Source organism: Cryobacterium fucosi, assembly GCF_004403515.1.
Taxonomy (GTDB): domain Bacteria; phylum Actinomycetota; class Actinomycetes; order Actinomycetales; family Microbacteriaceae; genus Cryobacterium; species Cryobacterium fucosi.
In genome coordinates this window covers 1-16816 of the sequence record NZ_SOHH01000014.1, presented here as the reverse complement: position 1 = coordinate 16816, position 16816 = coordinate 1, and the positions used below count along the sequence as shown (strand labels likewise).

The 16816-nt window shown below is 66.3% G+C and carries 18 protein-coding genes and 2 pseudogenes; 15 read left to right on the top strand and 5 right to left on the bottom strand.

The window, feature by feature from the left end:
• The 9 genes from E3T48_RS00925 to E3T48_RS17555 all read left to right on the top strand — a co-directional run bounded on the left by E3T48_RS00925 (position 1) and on the right by E3T48_RS17555 (position 7770).
• Entirely contained in the window at positions 1–918 is a 918-nt protein-coding gene (locus E3T48_RS00925; RefSeq protein WP_134522009.1) for an XdhC family protein, read from the top strand.
• Between the two features lie 33 nt (positions 919–951).
• Positions 952–1875 (top strand): AAA family ATPase, encoded by a 924-nt coding sequence (locus E3T48_RS00920; RefSeq protein WP_174844116.1) that lies wholly within the window; start codon positions 952–954, stop codon positions 1873–1875.
• Complete coding sequence (locus E3T48_RS00915; RefSeq protein WP_134522008.1) at positions 1868–3115, top strand: vWA domain-containing protein; 1248 nt, start codon at positions 1868–1870, stop codon at positions 3113–3115. Before E3T48_RS00920 ends, E3T48_RS00915 begins: the two co-directional genes overlap by 8 nt.
• Positions 3115–3861 carry an SRPBCC family protein gene (locus E3T48_RS00910; protein WP_134522007.1) on the top strand — a complete coding sequence of 249 codons (747 nt, stop codon included), beginning with the start codon at positions 3115–3117 and terminating at the stop codon, positions 3859–3861. Before E3T48_RS00915 ends, E3T48_RS00910 begins: the two co-directional genes overlap by 1 nt.
• A gap of 18 nt (positions 3862–3879) precedes the next feature.
• Positions 3880–5031 carry an XdhC family protein gene (locus tag E3T48_RS00905; protein WP_134522006.1) on the top strand — a complete coding sequence of 384 codons (1152 nt, stop codon included), beginning with the start codon at positions 3880–3882 and terminating at the stop codon, positions 5029–5031.
• Positions 5032–5118: 87 nt separating this feature from the next.
• Complete coding sequence (locus E3T48_RS00900; protein WP_134522005.1) at positions 5119–5415, top strand: putative quinol monooxygenase; 297 nt, start codon at positions 5119–5121, stop codon at positions 5413–5415.
• A gap of 172 nt (positions 5416–5587) precedes the next feature.
• Positions 5588–6040 (top strand): nitroreductase/quinone reductase family protein, encoded by a 453-nt coding sequence (locus E3T48_RS00895; protein WP_134522004.1) that lies wholly within the window; start codon positions 5588–5590, stop codon positions 6038–6040.
• 63 nt (positions 6041–6103) lie between these two features.
• On the top strand, positions 6104–6394 hold the full coding sequence (locus E3T48_RS00890) for a hypothetical protein (RefSeq protein ID WP_134522003.1): 291 nt from the start codon (positions 6104–6106) through the stop codon (positions 6392–6394).
• Positions 6395–6954: 560 nt separating this feature from the next.
• Positions 6955–7770, top strand: coding sequence for an SCO6880 family protein (locus E3T48_RS17555; RefSeq protein WP_166789581.1), 816 nt, complete (start codon positions 6955–6957; stop codon positions 7768–7770).
• 485 nt (positions 7771–8255) lie between these two features.
• On the opposite strand, the gene E3T48_RS00875 is transcribed toward E3T48_RS17555, so the two are convergent.
• Entirely contained in the window at positions 8256–8951 is a 696-nt protein-coding gene (locus tag E3T48_RS00875; protein WP_134522001.1) for a TetR/AcrR family transcriptional regulator C-terminal domain-containing protein, read from the bottom strand.
• Between the two features lie 99 nt (positions 8952–9050).
• On the opposite strand from E3T48_RS00875, the gene E3T48_RS00870 reads away from it, so the two are divergent.
• Together E3T48_RS00870 and E3T48_RS00865 are read left to right on the top strand one after the other, a co-directional pair.
• Positions 9051–9575 (top strand): DUF6326 family protein, encoded by a 525-nt coding sequence (locus E3T48_RS00870; RefSeq protein ID WP_134522000.1) that lies wholly within the window; start codon positions 9051–9053, stop codon positions 9573–9575.
• 67 nt (positions 9576–9642) lie between these two features.
• A pseudogene (locus tag E3T48_RS00865) lies at positions 9643–9774 on the top strand (ABC transporter ATP-binding protein); the annotation flags it as partial.
• Here the strand turns inward: E3T48_RS00865 and E3T48_RS00860 are convergent.
• Together E3T48_RS00860 and E3T48_RS00855 are read right to left on the bottom strand one after the other, a co-directional pair.
• A pseudogene (locus E3T48_RS00860) lies at positions 9771–9932 on the bottom strand (transposase); the annotation flags it as partial. The pseudogenes E3T48_RS00865 and E3T48_RS00860 sit on opposite strands and share 4 nt — an antisense overlap.
• Positions 9933–10108: 176 nt before the next feature.
• Positions 10109–10465 (bottom strand): MerR family transcriptional regulator, encoded by a 357-nt coding sequence (locus tag E3T48_RS00855; RefSeq protein ID WP_134522045.1) that lies wholly within the window; start codon positions 10463–10465, stop codon positions 10109–10111.
• Between the two features lie 45 nt (positions 10466–10510).
• Here E3T48_RS00855 and E3T48_RS00850 point away from each other — a divergent pair, with 45 nt between their 5' ends.
• Positions 10511–10978: a VOC family protein gene (locus tag E3T48_RS00850; protein ID WP_134521999.1), complete on the top strand. Its 468-nt coding sequence runs from the start codon at positions 10511–10513 to the stop codon at positions 10976–10978.
• Between the two features lie 30 nt (positions 10979–11008).
• Here the strand turns inward: E3T48_RS00850 and E3T48_RS00845 are convergent, their stop codons facing one another.
• Positions 11009–11887: a helix-turn-helix transcriptional regulator gene (locus tag E3T48_RS00845; RefSeq protein ID WP_134522044.1), complete on the bottom strand. Its 879-nt coding sequence runs from the start codon at positions 11885–11887 to the stop codon at positions 11009–11011.
• A 178-nt stretch (positions 11888–12065) separates the two neighbouring features.
• On the opposite strand from E3T48_RS00845, the gene E3T48_RS00840 reads away from it, so the two are divergent.
• The 3 genes from E3T48_RS00840 to E3T48_RS00830 all read left to right on the top strand — a co-directional run bounded on the left by E3T48_RS00840 (position 12066) and on the right by E3T48_RS00830 (position 15503).
• Positions 12066–13529: an MFS transporter gene (locus E3T48_RS00840; protein ID WP_134521998.1), complete on the top strand. Its 1464-nt coding sequence runs from the start codon at positions 12066–12068 to the stop codon at positions 13527–13529.
• Positions 13526–14575, top strand: a complete 1050-nt coding sequence (locus E3T48_RS00835) for an SDR family oxidoreductase (protein WP_134521997.1) — start codon at positions 13526–13528, stop codon at positions 14573–14575. The genes E3T48_RS00840 and E3T48_RS00835 overlap by 4 nt, the downstream gene beginning before the upstream one ends.
• A 145-nt stretch (positions 14576–14720) precedes the next feature.
• Positions 14721–15503, top strand: coding sequence for an aminotransferase class IV (locus tag E3T48_RS00830; RefSeq protein ID WP_134521996.1), 783 nt, complete (start codon positions 14721–14723; stop codon positions 15501–15503).
• A gap of 93 nt (positions 15504–15596) precedes the next feature.
• Here E3T48_RS00830 and E3T48_RS00825 read toward each other — a convergent pair whose 3' ends face one another.
• A complete protein-coding gene (locus E3T48_RS00825) occupies positions 15597–16583 on the bottom strand; it encodes a DMT family transporter (RefSeq protein ID WP_198417596.1) in 987 nt (328 codons plus the stop codon).
• Positions 16584–16816: the final 233 nt, after the last annotated feature.

The following is a 16816-nucleotide window of genomic DNA, read 5'->3' as shown; positions in this document are numbered from 1 at the left end:
ATGCCGATCTTGGGCGGGGCACTGGAACAGCGTGCCCAGGAACTCGCCGGGCGGCGTGAGGCGTTCGTTCGCGCCACGGTGGTGCGAGCCCAGCGGCCGACGAGCGCCCACGCCGGTGACACGGCGCTCCTGCATTCCGACGGGCGCCTCGACGGATTCGTCGGCGGCGCCTGCGTGGAGGCCTCCGTGCGCGAATACGGGCTGCAGGCGTTGTCTGCGCGGGAGCCGCTCCTGCTCCGGGTCGTCGCCGGGGAGCCCTCGCACACCAGGGAGGACGGCGCCGTCGAGGTGTCGAACCCCTGCCTGAGCGGCGGCGCCGTCGAGATCTTCCTCGAACCCTCCGTTCCGGCACCGCGCGTCGTCGTGGTCGGCGCGACCCCCGTCGCGCTCGCCCTGGCAGCGCTGGGCGCCGGGCTCGGGCTCGAGATGGAGCTGGTGGACGGGGCGGCGACGGAGCCCCTGCCCGACGACGCGGCCCTGATCGTGGCATCGCACGGCCACGACGAAGAACCGTCCCTCGAGGCCGCACTCAGGGCGGGTGTCCCCTACGTTGCCCTCGTGGCCAGCTCGAAACGGGGAGCCGCCGTTGTCGCGTCCCTCAACGTCGACGACGGGCTGCGCGCCCGCGTGTTCAGCCCGGCCGGGCTGGACATCGGCGCGAGGACCCCGGCCGAGGTCGCCCTGTCAATTCTGGCCCAGCTGGTGGCAGAGGGGGCCAGGGACCGGGCGGCGCACGCAGCGGCATCCGTGTCACCGGCCACGCCGGCGACCGCCATCGACCCGGTATGCGGGATGAGCGTCGCCGCGGTCGACGCGACCCTGCACGTGGAGCGCGACGGCGTCACGACCTACTTCTGCTCGGCGGGCTGCCGCGCCGCCTTCCTCGCCGATCCGGAGCGGTATGCCAGCCAGACCTGAAACGAGGGTCGCCGACGCCCTTGGGCGGACTCCGTGACCGCGTCGGCCCGCGCGGGCGCCGAAGACGCGGTGAAGGCGCTCATCCCCGACGTGGACTCCCTGCTGCAGAAACTCGACGAGATCGACTACCTGGCCGATCCCGGACTGGCCACCGCGCTGTTCCTGGCCGTGCGGATGCCGCAGCCCATCCTGCTCGAGGGCGAGCCGGGCGTCGGCAAGACCGAGGCGGCGAAGGCGCTCGCCCGCGTGCTCGACACACCGCTGTTCCGCCTGCAGTGCTACGAGGGCATCGACGCCGGCGAGGCCCTGTACGAATGGAACTACCCTCGCCAACTGCTGGGGATCCGACTGGCCGAGGCGCGCAATGTGGCGCTGGCCGAGACGGAGCTGTTCGGTCCGGAGTACCTCCTGCGCCGCCCGCTGCTGGCGGCCATCGAGCATCCGGGGCCGCGCCCCGCCGTGCTGCTCCTCGACGAGATCGACCGTGCAGACGCCGAGTTCGAGGCGTTCACCTTCGAGCTGCTCGCGGAGGCCGCCGTGACCATCCCGGAGCTCGGCACCGTGCGGGCCAGCCACCCGCCCGTCGTCATCCTGACCTCGAATCGCACCCGTGACCTGCACGACGCGCTCACCAGGCGCTGCCTGTACCACTGGATCGACTACCCGGTGCCCGAACGCATCGCCGAGATCGTGCGGCGGCGCGTTCCGACCAGCGCGGAGCCGCTCGCCCTGCAAGCTGCCACCGCCATCACCTCGCTGCGTTCGCTCGACCTGGCGAAGCCGCCCGGCATCGCGGAGGCCATCGACTGGGTGTCGGCGCTGGCCGTGCTCGGTGTCGACCGGCTCGGGCCCGCGAGCATCGACCACACCTGGGGTTCGATCCTCAAGAACCGGGACGATCTCGACCTGGCCAGGTCACGCGGGACCGCCTGGCTGATCGGTGCGAATCATGGCTGAGCACCAGGCGCTCCGGAACGCGCCCCGGGTGGAGGCCGCCGCCCTCGCGGCCGGCTTCAGCACCGCCCTGCGCCGGTCGGGGCTCCCGGTGTCCCTGGACCGGGCCGCCCGGCTCGCCGAGGCGCTCCGCCTCGTGCCGCCCCACGCCCTCGGTCCGTTGTACTGGACCTGCCGGGTCGTCCTGGTCAACTCCCGCGAGCAGTTGCCCGTCTTCGACCGCGTCTTCGCGGCCGTGTTCGGCGGGTTCCTCGACCCCGCCGACAGCCGCGGCGACAACGCCGCACCGCCGCCGATCGGCTCCGAACCACGCTCCCGGCCGTCCCCCGCCGACAACCGTCCCCTCGGCTCCGATCGCGCCGAGCGCGCACCGCAGCCGCCCGCCCTCGTGCCGGGAGGCGACTCGCCCGGCCAGGACGGCCCGGAGCGGGAGGCTGTCCTCGTGATGGCCTCGGCCGCGGAACGCCTGCACGACACGTCCTTCGCCGAACTGACCGACGACGAGATCACCCGGATCCGGCACCTGGTGCGCCGGATCGCCCTGGCAACTCCGACGCGCCTCAGCCGGCGCACCCGCACCTCGACCACGAACACCGCCCGGCTGGACCTCCGCCGCACGGTGCGGGCCGCGGGCCACACCGGCGGGGACCCCGCGCGGCTGGTCTATGCCAGGCGGCGCCCGAGGCCGCGCCGCCTGGTGCTGCTCTGTGACGTGTCCGGGTCGATGGAGCCGTACACCCGTGTCTTCCTGTCCCTGCTCCAGGGAGCGGTCTCGGACGCCCAGGCGGAGGCATTCGTCTTCTCGACCAGGCTGACCCGGCTGACCCGGCAGCTGGCGCTGCGGGACCCTGACCAGGCCCTGGCCCGGGCCGCCGCCGGCGCCGAGGACTGGGCCGGCGGCACCCGACTCGCCGACAGCATCCGCCGATTCATCGACGACCATGGACGCCGCGGCCTTGCCCGCGGCGCGGTGATCGTGGTGATCTCCGACGGTTGGGCCCAGGACGACCCGGCGGAAGTGGACGCTCAGATGGCGAGGCTTCGCCGCCTGGCCTTCCGGATCGTCTGGGTCAACCCGAGGAAGGTGGCGCCGGGTTATCAGCCGCTCGTGGGCGGCATGGCCGCCGCCCTGCCCTACATCGACGCCTTCGTCAGTGGTCACAGCTACACGGCCCTGGCGGAAGTGGCGGCGGCGATCGGCGCCGACCGCGTTCCACAACCCGCGAACAGAGGGACGAAATAATGCAACTCGACAGCACATTCACCGTTGTGGCCCCGATCGACACGGTGTGGGAAACCCTGATGGACTTCGAACGCGTCGCCGGCTGTGTCCCCGGGGCAGAGGTGCTCAACAAGCTTTCCGACGACGCTTACCAGGTGGGAATGAAGGTGAAGCTGGGCCCGGTGTCAATGCAGTACAAGGGGTTGATGAACGTGATCGAACGGGACGCGACCGCGCACCGCGCCGTGTTCCAGGGCCGCGCCCAGGAGACTCGCGGCCAGGGCACAGCCCAGGGCACGGCCACCCTGTCCCTCGTCGAGTCCGACGGCACGACCACCGGCACGGTCAGCGCGGAGGTGGACCTCTCCGGTAAGGTCGCTGCCATGGGGAAGAGCATCATCGGCAGCGTGACCGACCAGATGATGGCGCTCTTCGCAGACAACCTGCAGGCCATGGTCGCCGGCACCGACACCGGCACCGAGCCGGCCACGACGGCACCTGCCGGCGGGAAACCTGCCACGGCCACGGCAGGTTCGGCACCCGGGCCCGACCAGACCGGATCGTCGGCGATGCCGCACCCGGCGACCCGTCCGCTGCAGCACCAGGCGCCGCGCACGGCCGACACCAGCCTCAACGCGCTCGCCCTGGCAAAGGGGATGCTGGCCGACCAGCTCAGCAACCCGGGGAAACTGATCGGCCTGCTCGTCGGCGTGGCGTTCCTCGCCTATCGCGTAGGCCGAGCCGTCGGCCGGCGGGGCTCCCGATGACGCGCTCCCCCGGCGATCATGCGTGACATCATCGGTGCCCTGATGCCGGGTTGGCGGAGCGGAGCCACCGCCGGCCTCGCGACCGTGGTGCGCACATTCGAGTCCGCCCCGCGCCCGGCCGGCGCGTCGATGCTGGTCGCCCCTGACGGAACGGTCACCGGTTCGGTGTCCGGCGGATGCGTGGAGGGGGTGGTCTACGACCTCGCGAGCCAGGTCGCCGCCGACGGCCGGCCCGTCCTGGTGCGCTACGGCATCAGCGACGATGATGCGTTCTCGGTCGGGCTCACCTGCGGCGGCATCCTCGACGTGTTCGTCGAACCCGTCTCGCAGCAGACGTTCGCCCAGCTCGAGGCCGTCCGGGCGGACATCGACGAGTCCCGGCCGGTGGCGGTGGCAACGGTGATCGAGCATCCGGATGCCGATATGGTCGGCCGGCACCTCGTGGTCAGGCCGACCGGGTTCGAGGGAAACCTCGGGTCGGACCGGGCGAACCGCGCCGTGAGCGACGACGCCCGGGGCCTGCTGGCCGCCGGCCGCAACACCACACTGACCTACGGCCCCGACGGCGAGAGGCAGGGCGAGGGCATGCGGGTGTTCGTCAACAGCCAGGCGCCCCGGCCGCGGATGTTCGTGTTCGGCGCCATCGACTTCGCCGCCGCCCTGACCCGCCTGGCCGCGTTCCTCGGCTACCGGGTCACCGTCTGCGACGCGCGGGAGGTGTTCGCGACCCCGGCGCGTTTCCCGGGCGCCGACGAGGTGATCATCGCCTGGCCGCATCGGTACCTTGCCGAGCAGATCACGGCCGGTCTCGTGGACTCGCGCTCGGTCATCTGCGTGCTCACCCACGACCCCAAATTCGATGTCCCCCTGCTCGAGCTCGCCCTGCGCGCCCCGCAGGTGGCCTACATCGGTGCGATGGGCTCCCGGCGCACGCACGCCGACCGCCTCAGCCGGTTGCGGGATGCCGGGCTCGTCGACGCCGAGCTGGCCCGGCTGCATAGCCCCATCGGCCTCGACCTCGGGTCGAGGACCCCCGAGGAGACGGCCGTGTCGATCGCCGCCGAGATCATCGCCGGGCAGTGGGGTGGGACCGGTGAGCCGCTCGGGAACCTCGGCGAGCGCATCCACCACGACGACCTCCCCGAACCGGCCGAACGCGCGGCGCGGTGACCCCTTGCCGAGGCTGGCACACCTTTCTAGACTCTGGGCATAACCGGCGACCGGCCGATTCGAACGGCGACAAGCGAGGAGACCGCAATGGCACTCAAATTCGGAGTATTGGCCTTGGTCGAGGCGCGACCCGGCAAGGAAAAGGACGTGTGGGACTTCCTCAACGGTGGCAGGGACATTGTTCTCGGTGAGCCGGACACCCGCACCTGGTACGCGTTCCGGGTCGACGATGTCACCTTCGGGATCTTCGACACGTTCGAATCCGAGGCGGGCAGGCAGGCCCACCTCGGCGGCGCCATCCCCGCCGCCCTCGCCGAGCACGGGCCGACCCTCCTGGCGAAGGATCCGGACATCCGGCTGGTCGAGATCATCGCGGTGAAATGAGCCTGCCGCCGGCCCGATCGTGAGTTCCGTGGACGAGACCCTGGTCCTTCTCCCCGAGCCGGCGCGCCGGAGCCGGATGACTCCTCCCGAGCTCGAGTGACATACTGGCGGTGACCCTGGAGAACACAGGCGTCGTGGGGTGGAAATGGCCGGCGGGGACTTTGCACGGTGGATGTACCGGGGCACGCGGCCCAACCGGGTCGCCCGGTTCCTCAATTCACTCTGGAGTTGGGCCGGTTCCACCGGGCTGATGGCCGGATGGCTCGTCCGCCTCGAAACGACAGGGCGCGCGTCGGGCCGGACGTATTCGCTCCCGGTCGTCACCGCCGTCGTGGACGGTGAGCGCTACCTCGTGTCGATGCTGGGCGAGGATGTGAACTGGGTGCGCAACGTGCGCGCCGCCGACGGCGCAGCCGCGCTGGTGCGGGGTCTGCGTGAACAGGTCCGCCTCGACGAGGTCGAGGTGAGCCGGCGCGCGCCCATCCTGAAGGCGTACCTGAAACGGGCGCCCGGAGCCCGGCCGCACATCCCGGTCGACAAGGATGCTCCGCTCCCGGCATTCGAGAGCATCGCCGCGGGCTTCCCCGTCTTCCGGGTGGTGCCTCAGTCGCGGCGCGAACGTTGAGGACTGGCGATGGCTGTCAGGCGGTGCCTATCCGGGAGGGTGGAGGGGAGTTATTCTGGCGGCATGAATGAGACTGGTACTCACGGGAATGGTCTTGGCGAGCGATACGTGCGCTTCATCAACCGGTTGGATCGCGGGCTCGTACGAGCCATGGGTCCGGCGCCCCTGGGCCCCTATGACCAGGTTGAGAAGAGAGTCGGCGAGGCGGTGTGTCCCGTCTGTGGCCGGCCGATGTTCGAGCACACTATCGACCACTCCACTTCGAATGCGATCCTCAATTGCCCGGCGGGGCACAAACCGGAGCCACCGGCCGGACCGGTCAACGAATTCGGCATGCCCAAACCGCAGGGCTGAAGTTCGATGGTGCGCTTGATGGGAGCGTCGAGGAGGTGAACCAGCCAGCCACTATCACCGCCGACCGCATCAAGAAGACGCTCGGAGACAACGCCGTGCTGCGGGGCGTGCCCCTCGAGGTCGGCACCTCCGAGACTCAGGCCCTGATCGGGCTCAACGGCGCAGGAAGGCCTCGCCGATGCGTAGGCTGCCCGGGGTGCTCACGCCCGGCAGCGGCCGGCCGCGCCGCTTGGGCCCGAAGTGTGCACTAAGGCGACGAGGGGAGGTGGGCGCTCAGGAAGAACCCGCTGTCCCTCGGCCCCCATTCGATGCTCCCCCCGGCGACTTCCACTCTCTCTTTGAGCCCCACGAGCCCAAAACCTGTACTACCGTCATGAGGGCTTTCGGGCTTTCCGGCTCCGTCGTCGGAAATGTTGAGAATTAGCGCCCGAGGCTCCCACCGAACCTCAATGAGCGCATTCGTTCCAGATCCAGCGTGCTTGGTGATCACACCGTGTGGCTTTAAGAGTCTCAGAAGGCGTGCAAGTTCCTGCGTCGCTTCGCTCCCGCTTGACGGTGAGGTGTTCGGCGGTCCCGCGGCCGGACACATCTGGGGCGAGTACCTGCGGGTCGAGGATGCCGAGACGGTCGCGACGTTCACCGACGGTGCGCTCGGCGGCTGGCCAGCGGTGACCCGGCGGGGAACAGCTGGCGGAGCCGGGTGGTACATGGCCACGCTCCCGGAGCCCATTGCACTGCGCCGCCTCGCCGAACGGGTCACCCTGGACGCTGGTATCGAGTTGCCGCCCGTGATGGCGAGCGGCGAACAGGCGGAGGTGGTTCGCCGCGGCGGGTCGCTGTTCGTGATCAATCACGGAGCGGATGACGCGGAGTTGCTCATTGACGGCACCGCCGGCCCGGTCTCCGTCGCCGAAAGCTGGGATCGCCTCCGCACCGACAGCGCCTTCCACGCGGTGCTGTGGATCAGCGAATGGCCCAGGTCCCAGGTGTTCCCCGGCTTCCTCTCGCCCCTGGTCTTTACCAACGGCATCCTTCGCACGGTGTCGCTGCACTACCTACCCGTGCGCGCGGATCAGGCCGCGCGGGACCTCCGCAAGAAGAAGACCGAGCTGATCAGCGACGCTTACCAGCGCAAGCGCATCGGCCAGATCGAGGATGCCGGGGCGACCGCGGAGTACGACGACCTGCTGCACCAGGAGGCAGACCTCACCGCCGGACACGGGGTGCTGCGCACGACCGGTCTCGTGTGCGTCACCGCGCCCACGGTCGACGTGCTGCGCGGGCGCGTGAGGACGTTGCCGACCCCTGGGTCGCCATGCGAGACCGATCCGCAAATTACGCCAGGCACACGGTCGCGCTGTGAACAACGCCAGTGAGAATGAGCGTATGCACACAGCTGCGCTGGTCGAGCCGCGTGGCCCATCCGCCGCTGCTCGGCCAGGAACCTGTCCGCATCCGCGAACGACGCCTCCCACAGAGGCCCGGTCATCGACCGGGCGAACTCGATGATCGTCGCCCGCGTGGTGCGGATATGCCCATCGCTGAGCCCAGCGGCGGCCATCGCCATCGCGTACTCGTCAACTACCTCCTGCTCGAAGTCCTCGACATCCTGAGCAGTCCGCAGCACCTCATCCGCGGCACCACCGCCGCGCAGCGCGACGAGCCTCATGGAGTCTCGGGTTCACGCTGGTCGATCATGCGTCAACCATACCGACGAAAGATCAGCCAAGGTGAGCATTTGTCACAGCGTGTCGCACCCACGCGGAGCCCGCAACCACAAGGGAACCGGGATCTTCACGGCCCGCGGTCCAAGGCGGAACTTCGATGCATGGAGATTGGAGCCTAGACGTTCCGTAGGTTTTTACGGTTTTCGCCGGGTGCCTCGATTAGAACGCTCGCGTAGCGCGGGGCTCGCGTCGGCGACCCGACGCTCCAAGCCCTCCAGCAGCAGCTCCAACCCATAGTCGAACTCGTCCGCGAACGCGTAACCGCCCCCGCCGAACAGCTCGGCGCGCGACCGCGCAATGTGCGGATACAGCTCCGCCGGCGCCGCGACCTTGACGGCGAACGCCTCCTCGGCGCCGTCCCCCGGTTCGAACGGCAGGCTCGTCTCGGTCAGCGCGAACCCGTACACGTAGGCGTCGATCGCGGAGAACGCGTGTGTCGCGAGCGCGGCGCTGAAGCCCTCGGTCATCAGCACGCCAAGTAGCCGGTCGTGGTGCTGCAGCAGCGCCGGGCCGGGGTTGGGGCGGGATTCCATCATCCCCAGCGCCCACGGATGAGCGGTGAGCACCGACCGTGCCGATCGTGCCCGGGCGGTCAGCGCCTCTCGCCAGGTATCGCCGACCTCGGGCAGCTCGATCCTCTCGAACACCCAGTCGGCGAGGTCGTCGAGCAGTGCTTCCTTGCTTGGCACGTGATGGTAGAGCGACATCGCCTCAACGCCGAGCACCTTCGCGACACTGCGCATGCTCACGGCGGTGACACCCGCTTGGTCGGCTACGGCGGCGGCCGCGCCAATGATCCTCTCCCTGCTCAGTGGTGTGCGCCGCGTCATCTTCCCATCCTTGCGCACTTACGCTCGTAAGGCTACGCTTGGGACCGGTTCTTACAACCGTAAGTCCCGATCTATCGAATCAAGCCAAGGAGCATTGTGATGAGAACGCCTCAATCCCACACCGCACTGGAGAATCCGCCGTCCCAGAGCACGCTGGAAGATCTGCGCATGCCCGTGCAGGCCAAGCTTGCGGCTGCCTGGACCAGCCTCATGTTCCTCGTCATCTACATCGGCTACTTCCACCTCTACCAGCCCGGCGAAATCGACGAAATCCGGGGTGGCGACATCTTCGAGTTCGACATCAGCGGAACGTTGATGTCCATATTCTTCGTGATCATCGCGATCCCGGCCCTGATGGTGATGCTCTCCATGACGCTGCCCGCCCGGGTGAACCGCGCCACGAACCTCGTCGTTGCATCGCTGTACATCCCCATCATGGTGTTCAACGCGGCAGGGGCGACCTGGGACTATGCCCTCTACTACGCCCTCACCATCGGAGTCGAGGTGCTGATCCTGGCCTTCATCCTGCGCTCCGCCGGGACCTGGTCACGCCGCACCGCATCACCGGCGACCCTGGCAGCCAGCCTCGACAGCGAGCCACTCCGCACGACGCAGCAGGCGTGACTGCCCACCCAATGCTGAGACAGGTGACCGCGCCCCCGGGTGGCGCGAGCGAAGGATGGCGGGCGCGCTGCCCTCCATGGCCGCCACCCACAACATCAAGGCCTCCCGGGTCAGCAAGGTCATCGAGATGACCGGCCTGGCCGGGGTAGCGACCAAGCGCGTCGGAGGATTCTCCCTCGGCATGGGCCAGCGCCTGGGCATNTTCACGCCCTCCTCGACGTCGGCCTTCTTCAGCCAGTTCGCCAGGCAGGACTCCGAGATCCCGAAGTCCTTCGCGATCTGGTTCAGCGGTGCTTCGTGCTTCCTGGCCACGGCGACAACGTCGCGGCGGAACTCGGGTGGGTAGGGCTTCGGCATGATGAACATCCTTCCAGCGAAGACGAATCTCCACAGGTCCGGAGTCAACCAAACCGGGGGCAGTCCCAACCGTCGCATCAAACTGTCAGCACCCGTAACGTCGATCGGACGCCGCCATCGACCGGTTCGAAAGACGATGTCGCACGAGACGGCTGACCTGTCGGCAGGGCAAGAGATCAGCGGGGAGAGCCGCCATCGCCTAACGCGTCCACGACGGCGTCCAGGGAAATCAATGTTTCGTGCAAGGAATCGACCTGTGCCGAGATCCGTGCCCGTTCGCCGATGAGTCGGTCTCGGAGCAGTGGTGTTCGTGCGGCCGGATCCGTGATGCAGGGAAGAAGTTCTGCGATCGTCGAGCTGCACAGGCCGGCCTGGTAGAGACGCTGGATAAGAAGAACGCGCTCTGTCGCCTTCTCGGAATAGATCCGTTGGCCGCTGGTAGAACGACTCGATGAGAGCAGATGTTGCTCCTCGTAATAGCGGAGTGACCTCGGGCTTGCACCAGTTACTCTCGCCAGTGCCCCAATCCGCATCAATGCTTGCCCCTCACATCCATGTCAGGTTTTAGTGCAGCGATCATGAGTACACACACGAATGCTTCAGCCAACGTCCTCCAACTCCGGGTCATTGTGGAGGCCGAGGACTTCGAAGCGGCCATCGCCTTCTACCGCGACGCTCTGGGGCTGCACGAACAGGCCGCATTCGAGGGAGACGGCGACGCGCGTGTTTCGATTCTGGATGCCGGCCGGGCCACCCTTGAAATCTCAAGCCCAGCCCAGAAACGGATGATCGACCACGTTGAGACCGGGACACGTCAGGGCCCCGGCATCCGGCTTGCATTTGAGGTGACCGACGGCCGCGGCGTCACCACCAGACTTGCGGCGGCCGGGGCCACCATCGTCGGTGAACCACGCGAGACACCGTGGCGATCACTCAATTCCCGACTCGACGGCCCCGCCGGGCTGCAGATCACCGTGTTCGAAGAACTCGAGGATGCGGCCGACCGAACACAGCGCGCCGGATTCGGAACATCCGCGGGCCGCTAACGGCAGGAAGCCAAACGCGCACTGCGCGCGTTAGGTCTGCGACGGAACCCGTGGCGCATCCAGCAGGGTGGGTGAAGCCGACAGGATTTCCAACCCGGCGGCATCGGTCGAGCCGGGTTCGGCCGAATGCGTCAACATCCGTTGCCCGCGGGCACCAGGCAGGTGGAGGACCTCGAAACTCAGATCGAGGTCCCCGACCTCGGGGTGGCGGAATCGTTTGACCCCGCTCACACACTGTTGAACGGGGTGCTTCGCCCACATCGCGGCGAATTCGGCGCTTTTGAGTGTCAGTTCGCCGATGAGCTGGGTCAGCTCGGCGTCGTCCTGGTGCTGTGCGGCGGTGAACCGCAAGGACGCGACGGCGAGGGCGGCCTCGTCACGCCAGCTGCGATAGAGCTCTCTTGTGTGGGGGTCGAGGAAAAGCATCCGGGTCAGGTTGGGCCGATCCGCTGGACGGGTTGGCGAATCAAAGTCGGTGTGTCCGGCGACGAGCAGATGTCCGAGCGGGTTCCAGGCCAGGACTTCGTTCCGTTGGCCCATGATCACGGTCGGCACATTCTTCATGGCGTCGAGCAGGCGAATCGTGCCGGGCCGAGCATGGTCGGGTTTGCTGAAAGCGCGGCGCTTGGCTTTAGTGGGACGCGCCAAGTCCTGCAGGTGCACTTTCTCATCGTCGTTCAGGTTCAACGCTCGCCCGATCGAGTCGATGACGGACTCGGAGGCGTTCCTAGATTGGCCCTGCTCCAACCGCGTGTAGTAGGTGGCCGACACGCCGGCCAGCTGAGCGAGTTCCTCACGCCTGAGCCCCGGCACCCGACGGGCTCCGTACGAGGTGATGCCCGCATCGTCTGGCGTGAGTTGTGCACGCCGAGTTCGAAGGAACTCGCCGAGATCGTCTGTGGGGTTCATACCAGCCATGGTTACATTCTCAACTGTCTGAGCCGATCAAGCCTGACCCTGTCAGTGCTAGGCACCGCGGTGGTCGGATGACGCGGGTCTGGTTGATGCGCGCACGGTGGCCCAGAGTGGCAAAGCACCAACTTTCCGACGCCGACGAATCGGTTCTCCCTCTATCGAAAGGACGGGTATGTCCAGCACCGTTCAAGCCGCCGACCACGCCGTCAACCATTCAGGCCCCGGCGCGGATGCCATGAGATTGAGGGGGCGGCAACGCCTCGCTCTCCTCGTCCTGCTCACGGCCAGTTTCACCCTGGCCGTGGATTTCTCGATCCTGAACGTGGCGTTACCCACCATCGGTGCCGACATTGGATTCAGCCTCGATCACTTGCAATGGATCGCGACCTCGTTTGCCCTGTGCGCGGCAGGGTTCACTCTGTTCTTCGGGCGCATCGCGGACCTGTTCGGTCGTCGTCACCTCTTCCTCCTCGGGATGGCCCTACTTGGTGTCTCTTCGCTCGTCGGCGGTCTCGCACAGGAACCGGTGTTGATGATCATCGCCCGGGTGGCCCAGGGGCTCGCGACGGCGATGGTCGTGCCAGCCGCACTATCGCTCCTGACGACGTCGTTCCCCGAAGGACCGCAGCGAAACAGGGCGCTCGGCCTCAACGGTGCTTTGATGGCCGCAGGGTTCACGACCGGGGCGATCCTCGGCGGCGTCCTCACCGATCTCCTGAGCTGGCGGTGGGCATTCTTCATCAACGTTTTCGTCGCAGTTGTGGTCCTCCTGATGGCTCCTTTCGTCCTGAACGAAAGCCGGCCCAACGAACGCCCCAGACTTGACTTCGCCGGCGCTGCCGCCGTGACCCTCGGGCTTCTCGCTCTCGTCTACGGGCTGACCACGGCGGGCGAAACCTCCTGGGGCAACCCGCTCGCTTGGGGGTCGATCCTGGCCGGCTTCGTCTTCCTGGTCGTCTTCTGGGAGATCGAGAAGCGGGTGGCGCATCCATTGGTTCCCGTCGCAATCCTCAAACGGAAGTCTGTCGCCTGGGGCAACATTGCGGGGCTGCTGGCCTTCGCTACCGAGACCTCACTGGTGTTCCTGCTGACCCTGTACCTGCAGAAAATACTCGGCTACTCGCCACTTGCAGCTGGACTTTCGTTCGCCGTCCTCGGAGCGGGCACCGTACTGGGCGGAATCATCGGCCCGAAAGCCATTGGCAAACTCGGCTCACGCCGTGCAATCGTCGCCGGGTTCCTTCTCCAGGCAGCCGCCACGATTCCCCTGATGTTCCTCGGCCCCGACTCCCGCTGGATCCTTCTCCTGCTCGTCGCCACCTTCATCGGGGGTATCGCAAACCTGGTCGCGATTGTCGGATACGTCGTCACCTCCACCTCCGACCTGCCCGACACGGAACAGGGACTGGCGACCGGCCTGGTCACGATGAGTCAACAGGTCGGAATCACGATGGGAATCCCGATCATGTCCGCGATTGTGACCGCACGAATAAACGCCCTCGGCGACACCGGACCCGCCGCGGTTCTCGGCGGCATCACGACCGCCATCGGCGTGAACGCATTACTGTGCGTGCTGGCCGCCGCAGCCATTGCGCTGTTCCTGCGTGCCGCAAAGTCAGACATGGTCAGCGCATGAACAAGCCCACCGTCCTCATCGTTGGGCCATACGGAGTCGTAGGAGGTGCAATCGCCCGAAGGATGGCCGCCGACTCTGCGTGGGACGTGATCACCGTCTCACGCCGCGATGCAACGGATGGTCTGAACGCCACACAACTCAGCGTCGACCTGCTGGACCCGCAGGCTCTGGCCGGCACCGAGATCCTCAGCCGTGTCACCCACCTCGTCTACGCCGCCTATCTTGAACGCCCAACGATGGCCGAGACCACCGCACCGAACCTCACGATGCTCGCCCATACCCTCGACGGCCTCACAGCAGCCGGCGCACCGCTCGAACACGTTATTCTCACTGGCGGAGGAAAGTCGTACGGGGAACACCTCGGTGCGTACAAGACACCGGCGAAAGAATCCGATCCAAGACTCCTCGGACCGATCTTCTACAACGATCAAGAAGACCTCCTCGCCCTCCGTGCCGACCGAGACGGGTTCACCTTCACAGTTCTTCGCCCCGACGTGGTGATCGGGTTCAGTCTGGGCTCGCCAATGAACCTGCTCAACGCCATCGGCGTCTACGCCTCACTATCCAAAGCGGCCGGCGTGCCGCTCCGATTCCCCGGGACAGCAGGCGCGTGGACAGCATTGCATCAGATCACCGATGCCGACCTCCTCGCCTCCGCAGTGAGCTGGGCGCTTACCGCTGAAAGTGCTCGAGGCGAGATCTTCAACGTCACCAACGGGGACCAGTTTCGATGGCAACACATCTGGGACGACATCGCCAACGCATTCGACATGCCGACGGCCGCCCCACAACCGATGAGTCTCGCTGCGCAGATGTTCGACAAAGAGCCAGCCTGGAACGCCCTTCGCGCAGCCCACGGACTGCGGCCGACTCCGTATGAACAACTCACCTCGTGGGAATTTGCGGATAGCCTCTGGGCCGCAGACTTCGACATGGTCCAAAGCACCATCAAAATCCGCCAGGCTGGCTTCGCCGGCAGCCTCGACTCCCATCACAACATCGCCACCAAGCTCCGGCAGCTTCGACGAGACAAATTCCTGCCATGAGAGGAAGCCGCCCAGCCACAACTTGGTCGAAAGAAGTCGTCCAGCGCCCACATCCATCGTGCGCTAGCGCAAGTAGGACCGCTAAGAGTTTGACATCTGGCAGTGCGCACTTCGGCTCACCGCGGCGGTTGGATAGGGTGAACCGATGACTGCTGCGCCAAGCCCCTACGTCGAGATCGATGGGCGCCGGCCAGAAGTCGAAGACCTCATCCATCCAGCCCTCGTGAACTTTGGGCACTTCACGGCCATGCAGGTGCGCGGTGGGGCCGTTCGCGGCCTCCACAAGCACCTCCGTCGACTGCGAGTTGCTCACGTCGAAATGTTCGGTACCGAAATCGAGACAGAAGCGATTCGGTCACACATGCGCAGCGCGGTGTCCCGCCGGGCGAATTCTTACCTTCGCGTGACCCTGTTCGAACCGCACCCGGGCTCGATACGGACGATGTCAGCGGTGCGGCCGCCACTCGACGCACCCACGACTCCCCAATCCCTGAAGTCTATTTCGTACTCTCGCCCGGTGCCACACATCAAGCATGTCGGATCGTTCGCCCAAATCTTCCATAGTCTGAAAGCAAGAGAACAGGGTTTCGATGACGCTCTCCTCACCTCTCCTGACGGGGAGGTGTCGGAGACAACACGTGCCAACATCGGCTTCTACCGTGGCCATCAGGTCGTATGGCCCAAGGCTCCCTCGCTTCATAGAATCACTTGGCAGATCCTTGACGAGCATCTGGGCGAGCACGGTTTCTCAGTCCATCCTGAGCACGTCGCGCTCAGGGACGTCGCACGTTTCGATGGGGCATTCCTTGCCAACTCCATCGGCGTCGTCGGCGTGGGACGAATCGACGGGCACCGCTACCCGCCCGAGTTGGACATGGCCAGCGAGCTGTCTGCTGCCTATGCGGCGGCACCCTGGGACGAAATCTGATTCCGTGTGTCGCAGTCGGCTCATGACCAAACAATGTCCGTAGGGCAGTGGCCTTCACGGTTCCACCGATCGCCACGGCGATCGAACGTCGTGTTAGCGGAGAATCGGGACATCTTCTGCTGATCTCCTGGTGAGTTGCTCTGCCCGGGAGTTGTGAGGTGGTCGGAGGCGGCCCTGGCCAACGAGGATCGCCAGGACGACGATGATTCCACCGACGACTTGATTCCAGAGAATCGTCTCTCCGAGGATCAGCACCCCGAGGAGTATTCCGGTAATCGGGGTGAGGTAAGTAACTGTGGAGGCGCTGGGGGCGCCCCAGGCGTTGATGACGTTGGTGTACCAGACGTAGGCGATGCCCGTCCCTATCCCGCCGAGAACGATCACGCTCCCGACGATACCGGGCGTTAGTGAAACAGGACTCATACCGATGAACGGCGTGAGCAGCAGGATTATTACCGCTCCCGCTCCAATCTGAGAGGCGGAGACGGTGATCGCGTCATAGGAGTATCCGCGCACGAATCGCCGAGTGTAAGAGAAGCCGAGGCCATAGCAAGTAGTCCCTCCCAAGCAGGCCAGCTGCGCCCAGAAGAACATGCCGTTGGTCGTGTCGGCAATAGCATCCCACGGTGCGGCGACCAGGATGACGCCGCCGGCCGCGACAAAAAGGCCAGCCGTCTTGATCTTGGTGAGCCGCTCGTCGGGAAGGATCGCCAACGCTAGGAGCATCGTGGCGATCGGGGTAGTTGCGTTGTAAATGCTCGACAGCCCCGACGGCAGGTATTGGGCGGCCCAGGAGAACAGGAGGAACGGGGCGACGCACATGATCGCCCCGATCGCCGTCAGATGACTCCACACTCGGAGGCCGCGGGGCCACCTCCGCCGTGTGACCAGCATGATCATGGTTAGGACGAGAGCGCCGAAGACCAGGCGGCCGAGTACGACTTGCGCGGGTGAGAGGCCGTCGATGGCGACCTTGATAAACAGGAAGCTCGCCCCCCACACTGCGGCCGCCCCCAGGTATTGGGCACTGAGCGCGATGCCGCGTCTGTCCAGTGACGCAGAACGCTTCTTCGTTTCCATGTTTCCCCTTCGTTCTGTTCAGTCTCAGCTAAGCCTCGATCCACCGGTCGGATTGAGGAGTTAGCGGCGCGTTAAACAGAGAATGTCCTTTTGATCAGGAAAAATAGGGCTTACCACGGCAACTATTTACCAAATCAAGAGGACATCTCGTAGATGCAACTGAACCATAGATCCACGTCCCTGTCAGCGACCTTCGACGATACGAATCTCGTGTCGGCCGCCGGACTCGTCCC